The 22,284-nt window shown below is 36.7% G+C and carries 15 protein-coding genes; 2 read left to right on the top strand and 13 right to left on the bottom strand.

Translation table 11 applies throughout. From position 1 onward, the window contains the following. Nucleotides 1–1,656, bottom strand: coding sequence for an AMP-binding protein (locus G7Y57_RS06065; protein ID WP_165021314.1), 1,656 nt, complete (start codon nt 1,654–1,656; stop codon nt 1–3). Nucleotides 1,657–2,030: 374 nt separating this feature from the next. Here G7Y57_RS06065 and G7Y57_RS06060 point away from each other — a divergent pair, with 374 nt between their 5' ends. Then, on the top strand, nt 2,031–5,609 hold the full coding sequence (locus G7Y57_RS06060) for a tetratricopeptide repeat protein (protein WP_165021313.1): 3,579 nt from the start codon (nt 2,031–2,033) through the stop codon (nt 5,607–5,609). Between the two features lie 125 nt (nt 5,610–5,734). Then, nucleotides 5,735–7,582: a DUF349 domain-containing protein gene (locus G7Y57_RS06055; protein ID WP_165021312.1), complete on the top strand. Its 1,848-nt coding sequence runs from the start codon at nt 5,735–5,737 to the stop codon at nt 7,580–7,582. Nucleotides 7,583–7,667: 85 nt separating this feature from the next. Here the strand turns inward: G7Y57_RS06055 and G7Y57_RS06050 are convergent, their stop codons facing one another. The 12 genes from G7Y57_RS06050 to ribF form a co-directional block, all read right to left on the bottom strand. Next, the gene (locus tag G7Y57_RS06050) at nt 7,668–8,501 is read right to left on the bottom strand and encodes a metal ABC transporter permease (RefSeq protein ID WP_165021311.1); all 834 of its coding nucleotides are present in this window, start codon (nt 8,499–8,501) and stop codon (nt 7,668–7,670) included. A 7-nt stretch (nt 8,502–8,508) separates the two neighbouring features. Further along, nucleotides 8,509–12,201 carry a methionine synthase gene (gene metH / locus G7Y57_RS06045; protein WP_165021310.1) on the bottom strand — a complete coding sequence of 1,231 codons (3,693 nt, stop codon included), beginning with the start codon at nt 12,199–12,201 and terminating at the stop codon, nt 8,509–8,511. Nucleotides 12,202–12,225: 24 nt separating this feature from the next. Next, nucleotides 12,226–13,617 carry a DUF6056 family protein gene (locus G7Y57_RS06040; protein WP_221412112.1) on the bottom strand — a complete coding sequence of 464 codons (1,392 nt, stop codon included), beginning with the start codon at nt 13,615–13,617 and terminating at the stop codon, nt 12,226–12,228. A gap of 61 nt (nt 13,618–13,678) precedes the next feature. Then, nucleotides 13,679–14,131, bottom strand: coding sequence for an SsrA-binding protein SmpB (gene smpB, locus G7Y57_RS06035; RefSeq protein ID WP_165021308.1), 453 nt, complete (start codon nt 14,129–14,131; stop codon nt 13,679–13,681). 153 nt (nt 14,132–14,284) lie between these two features. Then, nucleotides 14,285–15,598, bottom strand: coding sequence for a ribosome biogenesis GTPase Der (gene der, locus G7Y57_RS06030; RefSeq protein WP_165021307.1), 1,314 nt, complete (start codon nt 15,596–15,598; stop codon nt 14,285–14,287). Between the two features lie 111 nt (nt 15,599–15,709). Further along, complete coding sequence (locus G7Y57_RS06025) at nt 15,710–16,303, bottom strand: hypothetical protein (RefSeq protein WP_165021306.1); 594 nt, start codon at nt 16,301–16,303, stop codon at nt 15,710–15,712. A gap of 95 nt (nt 16,304–16,398) precedes the next feature. Then, nucleotides 16,399–18,459: an alpha-L-fucosidase gene (locus G7Y57_RS06020; RefSeq protein WP_165021305.1), complete on the bottom strand. Its 2,061-nt coding sequence runs from the start codon at nt 18,457–18,459 to the stop codon at nt 16,399–16,401. A 133-nt stretch (nt 18,460–18,592) separates the two neighbouring features. After that, nucleotides 18,593–19,576, bottom strand: coding sequence for a beta-ketoacyl-ACP synthase III (locus G7Y57_RS06015; protein WP_165021304.1), 984 nt, complete (start codon nt 19,574–19,576; stop codon nt 18,593–18,595). A 75-nt stretch (nt 19,577–19,651) separates the two neighbouring features. Continuing rightward, complete coding sequence (rpmF, locus tag G7Y57_RS06010) at nt 19,652–19,837, bottom strand: 50S ribosomal protein L32 (RefSeq protein ID WP_165021303.1); 186 nt, start codon at nt 19,835–19,837, stop codon at nt 19,652–19,654. Between the two features lie 73 nt (nt 19,838–19,910). Further along, a complete protein-coding gene (locus G7Y57_RS06005; RefSeq protein ID WP_165021302.1) occupies nt 19,911–20,486 on the bottom strand; it encodes a YceD family protein in 576 nt (191 codons plus the stop codon). A gap of 295 nt (nt 20,487–20,781) precedes the next feature. Continuing rightward, nucleotides 20,782–21,102 (bottom strand): RNA recognition motif domain-containing protein, encoded by a 321-nt coding sequence (locus G7Y57_RS06000; protein WP_165021301.1) that lies wholly within the window; start codon nt 21,100–21,102, stop codon nt 20,782–20,784. Nucleotides 21,103–21,339: 237 nt separating this feature from the next. Next, nucleotides 21,340–22,275 (bottom strand): riboflavin biosynthesis protein RibF, encoded by a 936-nt coding sequence (gene ribF / locus G7Y57_RS05995; protein ID WP_165021300.1) that lies wholly within the window; start codon nt 22,273–22,275, stop codon nt 21,340–21,342. Between the last annotated feature and the right edge of the window lie 9 nt (nt 22,276–22,284).

Here is a 22,284-nt window from a genome sequence, read left to right as displayed (position 1 = left end):
TTATTTTTGATATAAAAAGCGTTTGATACTTCGTTTTGGTGTCTTTTCAAATTCCTGATCTTGTAATCTGAAATTCGTTACCTGACTATAATTAGGCAATCGCTTGTTTATTGTTTTCAATTCGGACACAAAGATATTGGAATAATCCTTCTCTTTCAAATCATTCCTTGTCATATAGTCTTTATCAGGATAAATAAGAGCTATTAATTTACCGTTTTCTTCTATTATGAGCGATTCGCCTACATAAGGAGAGTTATTAAAAAAGTCTTCTATTTCTTCCGGATATATATTTTGTCCCGACGAACTAAGAATCATTGTTTTGCTGCGTCCTTTTATATATACAAACCCCTCATTATCAACTATACCAATATCACCTGTTTTTAGCCAACCATTACTATCTAACACAGCTTTTGTTGCATCAGGATTTTTATAGTAGCCAAGCATTACATTCTCTCCTCTTACTACTATTTCGCCTATCTCTGTTTGCGGATTAGGCGAGTCCACCCACACTTTCATCCTGTCTACTGCACGTCCACAAGATCCCGGCTTGTATGTCTTCCAATATTCGTAAGTAATCAACGGACCGCATTCTGTCATGCCATAGCCCACTGTATATGGAAACTTAATATCAGACAAAAATTGCCCTACCTCTTTATTAAGAGCAGCTCCACCGATAACAACTTCCTCTAATTTGTTCCCGAATATAGGCATAAGTTTTTCTGCTACTTTTGCATATATTTTCTTTCTGAAAAATGGTATCTTCCGCAACGTTTTTACAGGCTGCTTATTCAATTCGACGAATACTTTATTTTGAATTATCTTTTCGATAATCAATGGTACAGCTAAAACGAGAGTAGGATTCACTTTCGAAAAAGCATCCAGTATAATCTGCGGCGAAGGCACACGTGTTAAGAAGTGAATATGAGACCCTTTAGCTATCGACAATAGTACTTCGAAAGCTAGTCCATACATATGTGCCATAGGCAACATACACACAATGCCGTCTCCTGCCTTTACAAATTGGATATTATCTATTGCGTAGCGAGTATTAGACCATAGGCTACGATAAGGTATCATCACACCTTTAGGACTACTTGTTGTGCCTGATGTATAGTTCAACACAGCCATTTCTTCAGGTTCCTCATCGTGAAAGGTCACATTAGATTTAGAATATCCATTTGGGTACTTCTCCTTAAATACTATTTCCCATTCAGCATAAGTAGCAAGAAATTCTTTATTACGTGCCTTTAGTACTTCAAAGTCGTCAATCATCATAATAGTCTCGAGCGCAGGCATTTCTACCGGATCGAGTTTTGCCCACACCGATTCACCGACAAAGAGTATTTTAGCATCGGAATGATTCACTATATTATGAACACTTTCGCCACTAAACTCATGTAGAATAGTTGTTATAATAGCTCCATAACCAAGTGATGCAAAAAAAGATATTGCCCAATTTGCAGAGTTACGTCCACAAACAGCAATTTTGTCTCCTTTTTTAATATCAAGAGTATCGAACAGTATATGTAACTTTGCTATTTCGCGGGCAAAATCTTTATACAAATATGTATCTCCATTATAATCAGTTAGCGCAGGCCTGTCCCAATTATCGATAATCCCATCTTTGATGAGTGTCAGAAATTTATTGTCATTCATATTGAATACGTTATTAAACAGTTTGTTAATACAATACCTCCTCTTCAAGTAAACTATATTCAAATAAGTGTAAATAGAAATACAGTCACTTACAGAAGCAATGAAAAGCCTTTTACTCTTGACTTACATTTATAACAAACTAAAGTGTACAAATGTAAGTAAAATCTAAGAATTTGTCTAAAATTTTCAGATTTGAAGTTTAGAATGAGCAAAAGCCTCTCTAACAGCTAAAAATAGATATTATAAATTAAACCATTCCGAATTTATTGAATTAATTCAACTAATTTGCACCTTTTTAGTTACGATATGAGTAAGAAGCAATAAATTAGTTATTTTTGTGTTTTATATTATATATATTATCTGCTTGATTATAGGTGTTACATCATAAAAAAATAAATGCGCTATTACTCATAATCAGCGTATTGTTCGTTTTTCTATATTCGTCGTGTTCAAACAAAAAGAATACGACTGTTACACGTGCATACCATTCCATCAATACACGTTACAATATACACTTCAATGCCGAAGAGGCGTATAAAGAAGCACTCAAAGCAAAAAACAACAGCAGAAACGATAATTTATCGCAGATACTCAATATATTCCCCGACAATTCGGATACAACGAAACAAGAAGGTTCCGGCAGTTTTACTACTACAATTGATAAAACGACTACCGCAATAAAGCTCCACTCTATAAAGACGAAACCGTCTCGAAATCCTAATCGTCGGAATGATGTCCGTTACCAGGCATGGTTACAACAAAAAGAATTCAATCCATTTCTACAAAACACATGGCTGCTATTAGCTAAAGCCGAATTTCAGGATGGAGATTATTTACGTTCTATCACTACCTTTCTGTATATCACTAAAATATATAGTACAAATCCTGAGATTGTAAGTGAATGCCGTTTGTGGATAGCCCGCGCATATACCGAGATGGGCTGGATGTATGAAGCGGCAAATGTATTACATAAAATGGAACTCGCAGGCGGACCTCCCGAGAAACACAGAGGACTATATGCAGCGGTAAAAGCAAATTATTTGGTTCGCAATAATGAATTTGAAGAGGCTATCCCTCATCTGATTTATGCTATTGACAAAGAAAGAGACCGCACTCAAAAAATGAGAATGAGGTATCTTTTGGGACAAATCTATACCAAGTTAGGAGATAAAACTAATGCAAATCTGGCTTTCCGATCTGTAAAAGGGTTAAGTACACCATACAGATATGTATTCAATGCAGAACTTCGTCAAATGGAACTATCTGAGCTAAGTACGAAAGAAACGGTAGCCCGATTGGACAAAATGGCAAGGAGTTCAAAAAATGAAGATTATCTCGATCAAATATACTTTACTATAGGTAATACTTATTTGCAACAGCAGGATACCACAAAAGCAATAGAAAATTACCGAAAAGCAATAGAAAAAAGTAAGCGCAACGGATACGACAAAGCGATTGCTCAGGTTACACTGGGCGATCTGTATTATAATCAGCGGGAATTTATTTCAGCACAGCCATTTTATGCAGATGCTTTGAGTCAATTGAAAAAAACACATTCTGATTATGCTAGAGTAGCACTTCGTTCATCTGTATTAGACGAATTGGTAGTACACGCAAAAGTATTACACGAACAAGACAGCCTTCAACACCTTGCTCAATTGCCCGAAACGGAACGCCTGGACATAATCAACAAAAAAATAGAAGGCCTGAAGAAATCTGAGGCCGAAAAGATAAAAGCTGAGGAACTGGAAAAACTCCAAGAAGAACGCAATGAACGAATTTCGAGTTGGGATGATCTCGAACGGGAAAGTTTATTCCAAAACAATAATCCGACACCTCCTGCACAACAGCAGCAAGCTGCCAATTTTGGTCAGCAGGGTGATGTTACATCTTTCTATTTCTACAATCCGCAAACAGTGGAACAAGGTAAAATAGCTTTTCAAAATCAATGGGGCAATCGTAAGCTGGAAGATGATTGGCGCAGGCGCAATAAAGCGGCGTCATCTTTTGCTGATATGGACGAACCTGACGAGGATGCACCGGTAGATGATCAGCCAAAGGTGATAGAAGACAATAGCAATAGTAATATTGAGACAAAGGCTACAAACCAAGACATCTATTCGGTTGAATATTATTTACAGCAACTTCCTTTCACAGAAAAGGCTATAAAAGAATCGAACGACCTTATTGAGAATGCACTTTTCAATATGGGTAAGATATATAAATATAAATTGGGCGATTTGGATCTGGCAATCGATGCATTCACAACAGATATCAGGCGTTTCCCGAATACACCTAATCTGGAAGAAATTTATTATCAGCTATTCCTTATTTATATGCAGCAAGGCAATCACGATATGATGGCATCGTACCGCTCCCGACTGTTAACTGAATTCCCGCAAGGAGTGTATGCAAGACCTTTATCCGATCCTGATTATGAATGGAATTTCAGACACATGGCATCATTGCAAGATTCGCTTTATGAAGCTACATATCAGGCTTATTTGTCTACTGACACTAAAACAGTAAGGGATAACTATAATACGATACAGGACAAGTATCCGTTTGGAGATCTTATGCCTAAGTTTGCGTTCTTGAATGCATTGTCGTATGCTCAAACTCGTGATGCTGTCAACTTAGGTAATAATCTGAAAGAATTAATAGATAAATATCCTAAGGCTGATGTCACCCCATTGGCTACAGAAATACTCAGTCGAATAAAAGATGGACAAATACTATTATCAAACGGTTCGCCGATAAGAAGTCTGGACTGGAGCCGTGCGTTCCTTAGTGACAGCACGATGGTAGGAGAAGATGGTAAAACAATAGAATATTCCGATTCTTTGAATACACAGTATTTATTATTGCTTAGATTTAAAGCTAATTCAATAGACCGAAATGAATTACTATATCAGGTAGCGGATTATAATTTCTCTAATTATGTTATCCAGACATTCGATCTGAATTTTGAGACAGATAAAGTAACAGAAACTCTTCAAATAAGAGGCTTTGAGAAATTCTCGAATATACGTTCTTATATAAACAGAGCATTCGAAGAAGATGGACTTTTCCATCACATGGACACATCGATTGTAGCGATTCCTATATCCGTAGAGAATTATACGACCATGCTTCCACGCCTAGGGTTAGATGCATATATCACATTCTTCGCTGAACATTTCGGTGAACAGCTTCCTAATCTGATCAATTACTGGAAAACGCATGAAATACAGATGATTGAAACAGAAGATGATGAATTTGAGTATCCGGCAGATAAACCGTTGGTAGAACCAATAGAAGAAAAACTGAGCAGCGGAGACATAAAAGTCGTTCCTGATAATAACAAAGAAAAACCAGTAGATAATAAACAACCTCAAAAGAAAGACGAGGAGAAAAATAAAACAGATATAAATGCCGATGACTTATTGACTAAAGATCAGTTGGAGGCAGCAGGGAAAATAAATGATGCGCTAGAATCGGTTGAAGATATTGTAAATAACCCGGTAGACGGTATCAAAAACCTATTTGGTAAATTCAAGAATAAAGAAAAACTAACGAAGGAAGAAAAAGCAGCATTAAAAGAAGAACAAAGAATTGAAAAAGCCCGTCAAAAAGAATTGAAAGCTATTGAAAAAGCGAAACAAGATTCAATTAATAGTGCCGAAAAAGCAATTCAGGATTCTATCCAAAATGCTGAAAAATTGAAACTTCAACAACAAAGAGCTGCCGAACTGGAAAAAGAAAATACGGCGAAGGCTATCGCAAAGGAAAAACAAGACGCCATTAAACAACGGGAAGCAGAGCGTAAAGAAAAGATTCGTTTGCAAGAGGAACGTCGTCGTGAGCTCGAAAAAGAGCGTAAAGAAAAAGAGAAAGCCAGAGAACAGCTCCGTAAGCAGAAAGAAAAAGAAGCGGAGGAAAGACGTAAACAGCAAGAGAAAAACCGAAAATAATTTTCAGTTTTATACCCGAATCGGTAAAAAGATTGATATTTATAGTCATGGTTAACAAAAAAAAACATTAAGTTTGTAATAGTGAAAAACTTGGGAGCAACTTCCATCCTAAAACAATAATAATTATGAATGAGAACCTAAATCCGGAACTGCCTGTAGAAAATATCTCTGACGATGTTACTAATACTGAAACGATAGAAGAGACAACGACAACGCAACCGGAAATTACTACAGAGGCTTCTGTGCCAAAGAATCAGGCTTTGACAAAAGAAGAGATTATCGAAAAACTGAAGAACTTATCAGCTCAAACAGAAGTGCCTCACCGTACAGAAGTAGAAGCTTTGAAACAAGCTTATTACAAGCTTAGGTCAGCGGAGATTGAAGCAGCGAAGGCAGCTCACGTAGAAGCCGGTAATGATGCTGAATCTTTTATTCCCGAAAATGATCCGAGTGAAGATGTTGTAAAAACATTTTTAGCAGAGATCAAAGAAAAAAGAGCTGGTCAGGTAGCTAACGAAGAAAGACAAAAAGAAGAGAACTATAATAAAAAATTACAGATAATAGAAGGAATAAAGAACTTGACCGAAAGTTCGGAAGATTTCAATAAACTGTATAAAGAATTTAAAGATCTTCAACAACAATGGAATGAAATATCATTGGTACCACAAGCTAAGGTTAAAGAATTGTGGAAATCGTATCAGATATATTCAGAGAAGTTTTACGATCTGATAAAAATAAATAATGAGTTTCGTGATTATGATTTTAAGAAAAATCTGGAACTTAAAAAAACACTTTGTGAATCGGTAGAAAAATTAGCTGAAGATGCTGATGCTGTTTCTGCTTTTCACCAATTGCAAAACTTCCACGATCAATGGCGCGAAATTGGTCCTGTGGCAAAAGAATTACGTGAAGAGTTATGGACTCGCTTCAAAGATGCATCGACAGCCATTAATAAATTATATCAATCTCACTTTGAAGGCCTAAAAGGAAAAGAAGAAGAAAATCTTATTCAGAAAACCGCTATATGCGATGCTTTAAAAGCGATCGACTATTCTACTTTAGTTTCATTTAAAGAATGGGACGAAAAAAGTAAGGAAGTAATAGAATTGCAGGCAAAGTGGAAGACTATCGGATTTGTTCCTAAAAAAGTAAACACGCAGATATTTGAAGAATTCAGAGCTTTATGCGATACCTTCTTCGAAAAGAAAAGTGTATTCTTTAAAGGTATTAAAGAGGATATGGATTCCAATCTTGAAAAGAAACGTGCCCTGTGTGAACGTGCCAAAGCATTAAAGGATAGTGTGGAATGGAAAAAAGCAGCGGAAGAACTAATTTCTATTCAAAAAGAATGGAAAACTATCGGTACTGTTTCCCGTAAATACTCCGATGCTATATGGAAAGAATTTGTATCGGCTTGTGATTACTTCTTTGAGCAAAAGAAAAAGAATGATTCTTCAAGCAAAGGAGAAGAGGTAGAAAATCTGGCAGCTAAAAAAGAAATTATTGAGAAAATAAATAATATAGAACACTCTTTAGAGGCTTCTGAAGCGATTGCTAAAGTTCGCGAATTATCGGAAGAATGGCATAAGATAGGATTTGTTCCGTTTAAAGAGAAAGACAAAGTTTACAAAGAATTTCATCAGGCTGTAGATGCTCATTACGACCGCTTGAAAATGGATAAGGCAGAACGTAGAATGGAAGCTTTCAAATCGAATATGAAAGATATTTCTAAGCACGACAATCCACGTAAAGTGCTGTATAAAGAAAGAGATTATCTATCGCATCAGTATAATAAGTTGAAATCGGACCTTCAAACTTATGAAAACAATATCAGTTTCTTATCTATATCATCTAAGGGTGCGAACAGTTTACTGAAAGATGTAAATCACCGGATTGAGAACCTTAAGAACGAAATGGATTTGATTGCTAAGAAAGTGGAAGCTCTTGATGAAAAACTAAAAGAAATGGAATAGTCAAACGGACTAATAATAATAGAAACGCCCTACTCTTCGGAGTAAGGCGTTTTTTATTTTAAAGCTATTCGGTAAATTATTACATCTATGCTCCTACTCTTTGTTTAGACTTTTGAGTAAGCCGTATCACTCCTCTCAACAGTAAGAATATAATTATCTGAACAAAGATGATAAACACTCCCGATGGTACGTCTAAAACAACCGAAAGGAATAAGCCTAAGATACAACCAACGAATCCAATGAGAACAGATAATAAAACGATCTTACCGAAGTTGGATGTAAACAAATTAGCCGTCATCTGAGGTACAGTCAGTATAGATATTAAAAGAACGATACCAACCAAACGGATAGATAATACAATAGTGACAGCGATAAACATCATCATAATGTATTTAATCGTATTGACCGGTAAATTACGTGTCTTAGCAAAATCGGGATCGAAAGCCGCATACATAATCTCCCTTCTGAACAAAGCAAAAACAACGAGTAAAATAACCGAAAGTATTGCCAGATAGATAATATCAAGAGATGTTATCGTCAATATGTTTCCAAAAAGGTAATCGGATAAATTAGGGGCAAAACCCGGCTTAAGATAAATAAAAATAATACCGATAGCCATACCCAACGACCAGAATGTTCCGATAGCCGAATCTTCGCGCACGCCTTGTCTGGACGATAACCATTCCATACCAAAGGCAGACAGGATAGAAAATATCAATGCCGACAGAATAGGATTCCATCCGAAAAAGAAGCCTATCCCCAATCCACCCATCGATGCATGCGTAATACCGCCACTTACAAAAACCAAACGGCGGACAACAACGTACGTGCCTATAATACCACATGCTATACTCGCCAAAAGGCTACCTAACAAGGCATTTTGAAAGAAAGGATATGACAGTAAGTCAAAAAATTCCATCTATATATTAAATAAGATTTGCACTTAGAAATTTACGAATAAGACCTTCATCTTCACCTCGTCGGGCAATATAGGCTTCTGCCTGATCCTCCAGGATATTACCTATATTAAAATATTTCGACTGAGGATGTGAAATAATTATACCACTCACCGAAGCATTGGGTAACATAACACCATTTTCGGTCAGCTCCACTCCTATCTCGGTTGATTGTAATAAATTATCATTCAACAAAAAGTTAATAGACTGATCGGGTATTGACGGATAACCTACTGCGGGACGAATACCTTGATATTTAAGTGTGAACATATCATTTACACTTAGGTTTTCTTCGGGAGCAAAACCCCAATATTCTTTTCTTATTTTGGCATGTAGCCACTCTGTTGTAGCTTCTGCCAAACGGTCCAGTACTGACTTAAGCAGAAGAACACGGTATTCATCGCCTTCCTTCTCGTACTTATTCAACAGCTCATCCGAACCTGCTCCCGCTGTTACCGTAAAGCCTCCTACATAATCTTTCTTACCTGAAGATTTGGGAGCAACAAAATCGCAAAGAGATAGATATTCATCTTTATCATTCTTCTTTTGTTGACGAAGCATCGGGAAGCACACATTGTTGATATACAAAGATTCATTATCGCTATATGCTTCAAAAATACCGAATACAGCACGAATATAATCTGCTTTATCGAAGATCAACTGATCTAATAACAAACGTGCATCCCTATATAATTGAGCACCTTCATTCGCTTTTTCCCTCTCTCTCTCGGGGAAAGTGGCAAGCCACGCGGCCTGACACGAAGGGCAATCATCTACATTTTCGATAGTGGCATAACGTGCTGATAAATTCCATGAGTGAAAGAAGAATTTCCAATCCACATACGGAACAATCTCATCGATTGTAATATTTTTCAATACCTGTCGACCCTCGACATTCGGTGTCGGAGTCTTATAAGTAACCCAATCGACTTTCATCCCTTTATGTTCAACCTTAGCAAAAGGCAATAGATCAATTTTCTTATCTCCAGCCGAGTCTCTCAACGAAGAATATTCTTGTCGCACTTCGCTTATGTATTCTACCCTTGTGGATGGATTAATCAGTTTTGCTACTGCAGACGGAGCTTGCGAAGCATCTTTTACATATACTACTGCTCCATTGTTGTATTTAGGCTCAATCTTAATTGCTGTATGCAATTTAGATGTAGTAGCACCACCAATCATAAGAGGCATCGTAAAACCAGCCTTATCCATTTCGTGAGCTACAATACTCATTTCTTCGAGCGATGGGGTTATAAGTCCACTTAGGCAAACAATATCAGGATTTTCCTCTTTTATTTTTTGAATAATCACTTCAGGCGGAGTCATTACTCCAAGATCGATAATCTCGTAATTATTACACGCAAGAATAATAGAAACGATATTTTTACCAATATCATGCACATCGCCTTTTACTGTTGCGATGAGTAATTTACCTGCTTTATTACTTCCGGCAGAAGACGCTTTTTGTGCTTCCAATGTCGGTTGAAGGATAGCGACTGCACGCTTCATTGTACGGGCAGTTTTCACCACTTGTGGTAAGAACATCTTACCCGAACCGAACAATTCTCCTACTTTGTTCATTCCAGCCATCAAAGGCTTGTCTATTATATCGACTGCCATAGGATATACCCTGAGCGCCTCTTCTAAATCTTCATCCAGATAATCACTGATACCTTTTACTAACGAATACTTAATACGCTCGTCTAGTTCGTACGAACGCCATTCTTCTACTTTTTGTTCCGTTTCGCCGTTTTTTTCATTCTTGACTCTTTCGGCGTATTCGATAAGTTCATCCGTAGACTCAGGTCTGCGATTAAAGATAACATCTTCTACTAAGTTTCTTAAATCGGTCGGGATATCTTCATAAATAACCGATTGTCCCGGGTTAACGATTCCCATATCCATTCCTCGCTGAATAGCGTAATACAAGAATATGGAATGCATCACCTCCCGTATATAGTCATTTCCACGGAATGAGAATGAAAGATTACTTACTCCTCCGCTTATTTTAGCATTAGGCAAATTCGCTTTTATCCAATCGATTGTATTCAGAAAATCAACAGCATAACCACGGTGTTCTTCTATACCAGTGGCAATAGCTAAAATATTAGGGTCGAATATTATATCGTTTGAATTAAATCCATCATTCACCAACAGATCATAAGCTCGCTTACAAATTTCTATTCTACGCTCGAAACGGTCAGCTTGTCCTTGTTCGTCGAAAGCCATTATAATAACAGCTGCCCCATATTGGCGAACCAAACGTGCCTGACGCATAAATTCTTCTTCACCACCTTTAAGCGAGATCGAGTTAACGACTGCTTTACCCTGTACACATTTCAATCCTGCTTCGATTACCGACCATTTAGATGAATCTATCATTACAGGAATACGCGACACATCGGGATCAGAAGCCACAAGATTGAGGAAAGTAGTCATTTCTTTCTCTCCATCGAGCAATCCTTCATCCATGTTTACATCGAGAATCTGTGCACCATCTTCTACCTGTTTATGGGCAATGGTCAAAGCTTCTTCGTAATTCTCTTCTTTGATTAAACGAAGAAATTTGCGGGAACCAGCTACATTACAACGCTCACCAATATTTATAAAGTTGATTTCGGGTGTTGCTTCTAGTAGCTCCAACCCCGAAAGCCACATATATTTAGGTTTGGGAGCCGGTCTATGCGGCTCTGCTCCTCTTACCATATCTACATAAGTAGCAATATGGTCGGGGGTAGTACCGCAACATCCACCTACTATATTTACCAATCCCTCGTCAATATATTCTCTTATTTGCATCGCCATTTTCTCGGGAGTTTCATCATATTCTCCGAATTGATTTGGCAAACCGGCATTAGGATGTGCCGATATAAAGTTAGGAGCAAGACGTCCTAATTCTTTCAAGAACGGTTTCATATCGGAGGCACCAAACGAACAGTTCAATCCGGCAGACAGATAATCAATGTGACTTATCGAAGCTAAAAATCCACCTATTGTCTGGCCGGATAGCGTACGCCCTCCCCTATCGGTAAGGGTTACCGAAATCATTATAGGCAAATCTATATTGCGATCTTTACGAACCTCATCGGCAGCAAAGAGTGCAGCTTTAGCATTTAGTGTATCGAATATAGTTTCGATAAGCAGCAAGTCTACACCGCCATCTACCAAGCCTTCTATTTGCTCTTTATATGCCTGATGCAAATCGTCGAATGTAACAGCTCTATAAATAGGATTTTCTACCTTAGGACTCATCGAAGCTGTTTTATTTGTCGGTCCTATCGATCCGGCAACGAAACGAGGTTTATCGGGATTTTTATTTGTATAATCATTCGCAGCTTTACGAGCTAGTTTAGCTGCTGCAACGTTTATTTCCCGTACCAGATGAGCCATGTGATAATCGTCTAACGAAATAGAAGTCGCATTGAAAGTATTAGTTTCAATAATATCTGCTCCGGCATCCAAATATTCTCTATGGATTGTCTCTATCACATCAGGACGCGTAAGACAAAGTAAGTCATTATTGCCCTTCAGCAAAGTAGCTGAATCCTTGAAGCGTTCGCCACGGAAGTCTTCTTCGACTAGCTGGTAACGTTGTATCATGGTGCCCATAGCACCATCTAATATGAGAATTCTCTCTTTTAATATATCTTGTATTCTGCTCATTATAATCTTAATTTACACCTCAATTTATTCGTTTTCATACCTTAATTTTATCGAACGAACTTGATAATATTCACTCCAGTGAATAACATTCTCTAAATATTCAAACTGATAATCTAAAGCGATCTTATTGGTAGTTACAACTATATCCTCAATCCCTTTTTCTTTTTGTTCTATGATAGATTTTTCGCGTTGATTATATGTTCGTGAAAATAAACTCAACGCATTATATGTTCTATAATATGACAATGAACAAGCAAGAATCAGTATAGTAAACAATAATATATTTGATAATCTAAAAAAAACACTCTTCAGCGAAATATTTGCATACAAAACAGATATTGATATTATCTTAAAAATAATAATTCCAAAATATGCTCTTATGGGAAACATGGGTGATAATATCGTAACAAATAAAGCTACTTCTCCTGCTATAAAAAACAATACTGAATTAAACAACACTGCTTTCCTGTTTTTGTTCTCCTTCTCTTTGTACAGAAACAATATAAGCAATATTAAATATATAATTATCAACGGGAGTATATACTCTATGTAATGAGTTGATAATAAAACACCAACTTTAGTAAATATTCTATCAAAGAAGGGTAATTGATTATAGGCATCCATACCCATCATTTTAGGCTCTAATGCTGCACGCACCAAATTGCCGGGAGCTAATATCATTAAAGTACACCCAATACAAGCTCCAATTATTCCCGAGATAGCCCATCTGGGAATCTTCAGTTTATTCCTTTTATAGTAAAAACAATAAGCTACCAATATCAAGACCATTGTTGATCCCATATTTTCATTTGTCCATCCGGCTATAACACCTCCCAGTAAAAAGAAAATTGTTTTAGATACATTCTCTTTGGTTTCTTTATCTATCGAATATATATAATAAGGATAAATAAACAGAAAAATGATGAATGTAGTCCATAAATAGTTGGCTGTGCCACTCATCCATAAAACATCTGTCGTAAAGCGAGGTGTGAAATAAAATATTGACAAGCCTATCAGTAAGAATACAAAAAGATTATTACTTCTATTCTTATTAGAAATTTTATACAATAAAAAGACAAAAGAAACAAACACTATACTGTTTATAATATCTTGCCATAAAGGATCAAATAAAAGTAGTATCTGGAGGATAGTATGCGCAACTGTCCTACCACCCCATTCAAAATAGTGATGATATTGGTATTTTAGAATATCAATAAAAGTTTCGGGAAATATCAGAGTATCCCCATGTTTAAGAATACTATAAATCCGATCATCAAAGTACATTGGATACAGCGTATTCAATACAAAAACAAAAATAAAAACGAGGCATGCAGTCACCAGCAACAGCCACTTCTGTATTTTTTCGGAACAGAATTTGTTATACAAATTATTACAACACTGCAAGACTACATTCATTTTATTTATGATGACTTTATTCTCTAATCGGGTACTATCTGTGTTTTTTAATTTTTAACACTTAATTCTTCATCGCTCTATCCATCATACGTTTATCGTCCTTTTCTCTAAGAGTTTGACGCTTATCATACGTTTTTTTCCCTTTTGCTACAGCAATATTTATTTTAGCCAAGCCTCTATCATTAATAAAGATACGTGTAGGTACAATGGTAAACCCGGTTTCTTTTACCATCCGTTCTATCTTGCGTAGTTCCTTTTTATTCAGCAAAAGCTTACGATCACGACGAACAGCATGATTGTTATATGAACCATAAAAATATTCCGTAATATTCATATTACGTACCCACAATTCACCTTTTTCCAATATACAATAAGTATCTACAAGACTGGCTTTACCCAAGCGTATAGATTTAATCTCTGTTCCGGTAAGTACAAGTCCTGCCGTAAAAGATTCGAGCAATTCATAATCGAATGTTGCCCGCTTGTTTTTTATGTTGATTGTCGATTGACTCATAATCAATTTTTCAAAATCGTTAATGTATAATCCTAATTTACAAAAATAAGCATTTTATAGCAATACATTGTCTTTTTAGCGGTATATCGAGCATATAAAAATAAGAAAGGGATCTCTTTAAGAAATCCCTTTTATCTTGTATATAAGTATTTATTATTTTTCTCTGATAATAATATTTATAGCCGTACCCGATAAATCCCAATGATCGCGAATACGATTTTCCAAGAAACGTCTGTAAGGCTCCTTTACCCACTGTGGCAGGTTACAGAAAAATACAAACGTAGGAACTTGCGTATTAGGTAATTGAGTTATGTATTTTATCTTAACATACTTCCCTTTATTAGAAGGAGGTGGTGTATGCTCAATAATTGGCAATAAGATTTCATTCAGTTTATTGGTAGGTATTCTCGTCTTTTTACGCTCATAAACTTCTTTAGCAGTCTCCAAAACCTTCAATATACGTTGTTTTGTCAGAGCTGATGTAAATATAATCGGAAAATCGACAAAAGGAGCCAAACGATCGCGAATTGCTTTCTCGAAAGTTTTAACTACAACTTGCTCTTTATTTTCAACTAAATCCCACTTATTAACGCAAACAACAAGACCTTTTCTATTTTTTTGTATCAACGAAAATATATTCATATCCTGACTCTCGATTCCTTGCGTAGCATCGACCATAAGAATACATACATCTGAGTTTTCGATTGCCTTAATAGAACGTATTACCGAATAATACTCAAGATCTTCCGTTACCTTTCCTTTTTTACGAATACCTGCTGTATCTACCAGATAGAAGTCCATATTGAACTTATCGAATCGCGTATAGATCGAATCGCGCGTTGTTCCGGCAACATTGGTTACTATATTTCTTTCCTCTCCGATCAAAGCATTGATCATTGATGATTTTCCCGCATTAGGACGACCAACAATTGCTATACGAGGAATCTCTTCAAGAGGTTCTTCTTCAGACTGTTTCGTAAACTTCGAAACAATGATATCTAACAGATCACCTGTTCCGGCACCATTAATAGCCGAAATATTGATAGGGTCTCCCAATCCTATTGAATAAAATTCTGCTGAATTGAGATGCAAATTGAAATTATCAGCTTTATTCGATACAATTATAACAGGCTTTTTAGAACGACGCAAAATATTAGCGACACTCATATCCAAATCTGTCAAACCATTCATTACATCAAGGACAAACAATATAACATCAGCTTCTTCTATAGCAATAGATACCTGCTTGTTTATCTCTTCTTCAAATATATCACCCGAGTTGACAACCCATCCACCTGTATCCACAAGCGAAAATTCGTGTCCACCCCATTCTACTTTTCCATATTGGCGGTCGCGTGTCGTTCCCGATGTTTCATCAACAATGGCCTGACGAGTTTGGGTCAAACGATTAAATAAAGTCGATTTCCCAACATTGGGACGCCCAACAATGGCTACTAAATTTCCCATAATTCTGTACGTGTATTCTAAATTTAGGCAAAGGTACGTATTTTCTACGGATTATCTTTAAACTACAACGGCTTACATTAATGCAAGCCGAATATAATAAGTGTTTTTATTTTATTTAAATATATATTTAACATTACACCAGATTATGGTATCCAGTGGATTTTTCATTTCTTGCAAACTTGAATAACCAGCAGATTTCAACGCTGTTTCCAAATCAACACTTTTGTCAGAAGAAATAATCTGAGGCTCTTTATCCGAAAGCTGATAATACAACAGACCCTCCACCCGATATAAACTATCTGTATTTCCTGTTGCTACATAGATTAACTTCTTATCAGACCTGAGAACAAATAAAGAGTCATTTTTAAATTGATAAGTTGAAACTATTTTCATGGAGTCTACGTATGTTATTATATCATTATTAAATTCGACAGTCATATATGTAAATAGCCCATCCTTATAGCTATCGTTGAACCTTCTCCGAACTTCAGCATTTTTCACACTATCCACATTGATAGGGTTTCCGTTACCATCAACACCTTCTATAACAAACTCCCTTCCTCCATCTGGAGTACCCACATATCTCTTAAAATCAGAGATATTATTTTCACCTGTCCATCTCATCACACTACTTTTGCCATCATCGCTACCGCAACTTAACAAAAAAAGAGAAAAGACAAATATTAAATATTTAAAGTTCTTCATATTATTGTTTATTATGGGTGTAAAGATAAATAAAAAAGAGGAAGCCTTATATAATAAACGGCTTCCTCTTTCATCTTATTTTGTCTCTTCTTGCTTTATCTTGTTATCAGGCCTATTTCTGCGACAAGATATTTATCACCCTTATTTGTCAACTCTGTAGGTTCTATTTTGATATAACCTGCCTTTAAAGGCTTATCTAGTATTACATCTTGTTTTATCGGATTATTCTTTACATTATTAAAAATAGCATTATTGACAACTTTCGTCCAAGTTTTACCATCCTCACTAATATAGAAGTTATATCTCGATATATTGGCGGCTTCTGTTCTACCAACAGGTGTGTAAGAAAACCCTTTCAACAAATGAGCTTTTTTCATATCAATCACCAATAACTGATTTTTATCTATCGCAGCATACGTCTGTGTATCGCCATCTATTGCTTTTTCTGCTCCGGAAGGTGATAATACAATCCAGCCTATAGGAGCAATATCGTAACTCAATACTACTACCTCACTTTTTTTATTTCCATTATCTACAACAGCGATAGCTTTTACAATACCACCATCAGGCAACGGAAACCCACCATTATATTTTGGTGAAGACAGTGTTGGTTCTGTTCCATCGAGAGTATAATAAATCACAGGGTCATTATTCACACACTGTATTGTAACCAAGCCTTCTTTATCTCTTTTGATAGATGGTGCTGTGAGTTGTTCCGGAGCTTTGTATATTTCAATATTACTCAATACGGGGCAAGCTAGTGCATTTGTTATATTTACTCTCACTTTTGTCGTGGTAACAGCAGGAAATCGAAGGATACGTTTATAACCGATAGTTGTTGCTTTTGTTAGTACCACCCAATCATTTTTTTCCTGATCCCAATATTCAATATTAAACTCAGACACTCGCTGCCCTAATGCGATATATTCTTGTAGCATAATACGATTAAATGCAATGTCTTTCTTAAAATCGAGAGTCAACGACGCAGATAAAACACCGTCATCGGCTGCCCAATAAGTATCACTTTTCCCGTCAGTCAAATTAGCTGCTGCATAAGAGGATGAACCGCCACGGACATTAGTAGCATCGACAGAAACTCCTTCTATAAGGTTTTGACCAAAAGATTCTTCTATGGCTTTTCTAAATTCCATTAAACGTATAGAGTCATTCGGGTGAATACGTCCGGTACGATCCGGCGGAACATTCAGTAATAAATTAGAGTTACGCCCAACCGAAGTGTAATATATATCCATAAGTTGCTCGACTGTTTTCACCTTATCATCTGTAGACGGACTATAAAACCATCCCGGACGAATAGAGACATCTGTCTCTGCAGGAACCCATGCTTTACCATTAGGTTGCCCCATATTAAGTATATCGGTTGAGGGTGCTTTTGCCCCCGGTTCAAAGCCTTCTATATCCATAGTAGACCAATTGGTTTCCCCGGCAACACCACGCTCGTTACCCATCCAGCGACAACCTGGACCGACATCACTGAATATAATAGCTTGGGGTTGGTTTTTATAAACTACATCATGGAACATATCCCAATCGTAAATCTGCTCTTTACCGGGATGCCCAGCCCCACCGTTAGCTCCGTCGAACCACTGCTCAAAAACTTCGCCATACCCGGTAAGTACTTCATTCAGTGTATTAGCAAATATTTGATTATATTCGGGAGTACCATAAGCAGGATGATTCTGATCCCAAGGAGAAAGATAAACTCCGAATTTCAAGCCGTATTCTTTACAGGCTTCCGACAACTCTTTCAGTATATCTCCTTTTCCATCTTTCCATAAACTCTCACGCACTGTATGCGTACTGTAATTGCTTGGCCACAGACAGAAACCATCGTGATGCTTTGCTGTTATAATTATGCCTTTCATCCCTGCAGCTTTAGCCGTTGCAGCCCATTGACGACAATCTACATTGGTTGGATTAAAGACTTTCGGATCTTCCTTACCATCTCCCCATTCTACATCCGTAAACGTATTAGGTCCAAAATGGATAAACATATAATATTCTAATTCTTGCCACTTCAACTGATGCTCTGTGGCAATAGCTCCATACGGCTGTGGTGGTTCCACATTCTTACAAGAGACAAAAAAACCTATAGCTAATGCTATAACTAAAAGATAGGTTTGAGTGTTTTTCATTATTAAGGGTTATTGGTTAGAATGGCTTAAAGGTAATAATTTAAATTTTGATAATAAATAGTTTTAAGATTAACAATAAAAAAAAGGATAGTCGTTTGACTATCCTTTTCTGTATATATGGTCTAAATTTTAATTAATATGCCCATTTCAAATATACGGCACCCCACGTAAATCCGGCACCAAAAGCAGCTAGAATTATATTATCTCCTTTTTTAAGCTTAGATTCCCATTCGTGCAAACATAGCGGAATAGTACCTGCACTTGTGTTACCATATTTTTGGATATTGATCATAACCTTATCATCCGAAAGACCCATTCTTTTACCTACAGCCTCGATGATACGGATATTCGCTTGGTGAGGAACCAACCATGCTACATCTTCTTTAGTCAAATTATTGCGCTGCATTATCTCAACAGATACATCTGCCATACGAGATACTGCATGTTTAAATACAACCTGACCTTCTTGATACACATAGTGCATATCTTTGTCTACCGTTTCGTGCGATGCCGGATAAGCAGAACCACCACCTCTTAAATGAAGGTGAGGAATACCTATACCATCGACATGAAGGATAGAATCCATAACACCATATTCTTCTTCGGTAGGCTCCAGCATTACGGCACCCACTGCATCTCCAAACAAAGGACATGTAGTGCGGTCTTTGTAATTGGTAATAGAAGTCATTTTATCTCCTGCTACTACAATTACTTTCTTATATTTTCCCGATTTAATAAAATTAGATCCTACTTCAAGAGCATAAATAAAACCCGAACAAGCAGCTTGAACATCAAAACCCAGAGCATTTTTAATACCACAAGCTTCTGCTGTCATAGCCGCTGTACATGGAAATACATAATCGGGGGTAGTTGTTGCAAAGATAATTACCTCAACCTCTTCAGGTGTAGTGTTAGTCTTTCTCAACAATTCTTTTACCGCCTCTGCTCCCATTACAGAAGTACCTCTACCTTCACCCTTTAATACACGGCGTTCCTTAATGCCTACACGCGACATTATCCATTCGTCGTTTGTATCAACTATTTTAGATAATTCCTCATTAGTAAGAATATCTTCTGGAACGTATGCTCCAATGCCGGTAATTGCAGCTCGAATCATCTTATTCTCGTTTTATTTTAATATAAATACAAAAAAATGCCCTAAAAGAATTAGGGCTTATAAGTTTTGGGCTGATTAAACCGCAGCTTCTTTCTCGATAGCTAATTTTCCTCTGTAGTATCCACATTCAGGACAAACAGTATGGAATACATGCCATGAACCACAGTTAGAACATGCTGCTAATGTAGGAGCTACTGCTTTGTCATGAGTTCTTCTTTTAGCTGTTCTAGATTTTGACTGTTTTCGTTTCGGATGTGCCATTTCTTTTTTATTATTTAGTTATGATTATTATTATCTAATAAGAAGTATAAAATCTTCTTTTAATTATTCTTTATTATTCGTCTGCAGCGACATCTTTAAGAGAATCCCAACGTGGATCAGAGAATGATGAATCATCGCCTTCAAGAGAAGTATCGTCTTCTTCCTCATCGTCATCATCACTATCGTCTGCAAGGGTCGCTCTATGTTTGTTCAACTTACTCGACATTCCTTTGTTACATTGACCTGCCGGATGCACATGCTTCATTGGTAAGCTCAATGCTATGAATTCAAATAAGAACCATGCAATATTGATCTCGCCATCTTCTTCCGGGATCACAACTATTTCGTCGCTTTCTTCGGTATACTCTGCTCCAAACTTCACGATCAACTTATTTTTAGTAGACACCTCCATAGAGATATCATCTAAACATCTGTCGCAAGGCACTTGTACAGACCCATTAGTCTCGAAATTAAGTTCGAATGTGGATGCTGTGTTTTTCAACATCAAAACCACATCCAGATTACCTTTTCGTATCTCGACAGTACCATCAATAAGCTCAAAATACTTGTTATCCAAGTGATATTTGAACTCATGTTTCCCTTCCGATAAAGATCTCAGGGGTATGTTATACAGGCTAAATTTTCCCACGTCTCAATTATAGTAATACTCAAAAAGAATGGCTGCAAAGGTAAAAAGTTTTTTTGAATAAATAAATATTTTACATCTAATTCTTGAGAAACAAAGGAATTAAGAGCGAATATCTATTCTTAACTTCCCTAAGTACCACATGGAAGGTTGGTTAGAATAATATGGAGAATGTTTTTTAACAAAAAAGATACTTTACGTCTTCTATTTTTAATTAACAGAAAAAACAGGAAAAGGTATAAAACAAATGAGGCGTGCAATACTGCACGCCTCATCTTTTATCTTATCAAAAAACGGATTAATATTCACGTCTTCTGAAGCCACCACCGTTTCCACCTCTGTTGTTGTCGAAGTTTCTACGTGGACGGTCACCTTCTGTGCGAGGACGTGCCTCAGATACAGAAATAGTTCTTCCGTCATACTCAGCTCCATTTAATTCATCGATAGCTTTTTGTCCAGCTGCGTTATCTTCGATTTCAACAAAACCATAACCTTTTGAACGGCTAGTTTGTTTGTCCATGATAACTTTTGCAGAAGAAATTTCTCCGTATTCGCTAAATAGATCTCTTAAGTCGTTGTCGTTGATGCTATAGCTCAACCCTGCAATAAAAATGTTCATTTGTAAAAAAAATAAAAATTATAATAAAATACTCTTTGCAGTAAGAATAGATTAATTGAATTGTATAAAAAACTTAGCAAGAACTGACTTGAAAAGAAAAATATAAACTACACTATTAATATAAAACTCTTATGCAGGAGCAAATGTAAAAATAAAAATCAGTAAATAAGTTTTTTAACTGATTATTTTTTCATTTATATACACTTTTTTGCACATTATGGGGTAAACAGGACTCTCTCAATGGCTTTTTCCAATGATTTTCAATATATTGATAACTGTATCCTTGTCTTTTGCAATTTGTTTTTTCAAAGAATCTATACCCGAGAACTTTTCATCAGGGCGCACAAATTCAAGAAATTCGGCTGTCAACTCTTTATTATACAAATCGCCATCGAAGTCGAATAAATTTACTTCTACGCTTATATCCTGTCCGTTCTGTAAGGTAGGTCTCTGCCCTATATATAACATAGCATCGTATCGCTTGCCCTCTACGTGAGCATAAACTGCATATACACCAAAAGCAGGAATAACCTTATATTTTTCCCACACTTGAATATTCGCTGTAGGAAACCCGATAGTACGCCCGACTTTGAAACCTTCGACTATCTTCCCCGAAATTGTATAATTATAAGATAACAATTGTGTTGCTTTTTCAACATCACCCTCTGCCAGCAAATGGCGAATACGGGATGAACTGACATGTTCTCCCGGCAACTCTTGTGCCTGAACAACATGTATCCCAATCTCATTGCCATAACGCTTATAGTCTTCGAACCCGTCTGTACGATTATGCCCAAAACGGTGGTCATAACCAATCAATAAGGTATCTATATTCAATTTATTCTTTAATACTTCAAGCATAAACTGGCGGGCGGGCATTCGGGAAATCTCATTCGAGAATTCGAGTGCCACACAATAGTCGACACTGGTAGTCTCCAACCGTTCTAGCTTCTCCTTATAACCACAAAGTAACGCAGGTTGATAATCGGCCTGCATAACCTTACGTGGATGAACAGGAAAGGTTATTACAGCTGATGGTAACGAACGCTCAATAGCTTCCTGTTTAACTTGTTCGATAAGAAATCGGTGTCCAATATGCACACCGTCAAAGAAGCCAATAGTAGCGACCAATGGCTTATGTTCTATTATATGATCTTTGTCTATTAATTGCACTGCAATACT

The organism is Dysgonomonas sp. ZJ279 (genome assembly GCF_011039205.1).
In the GTDB taxonomy this organism is placed as follows: domain Bacteria; phylum Bacteroidota; class Bacteroidia; order Bacteroidales; family Dysgonomonadaceae; genus Dysgonomonas.
Note: the sequence above shows the minus strand (reverse complement) of the source record. Positions and strands in the feature narration are given on the sequence as shown.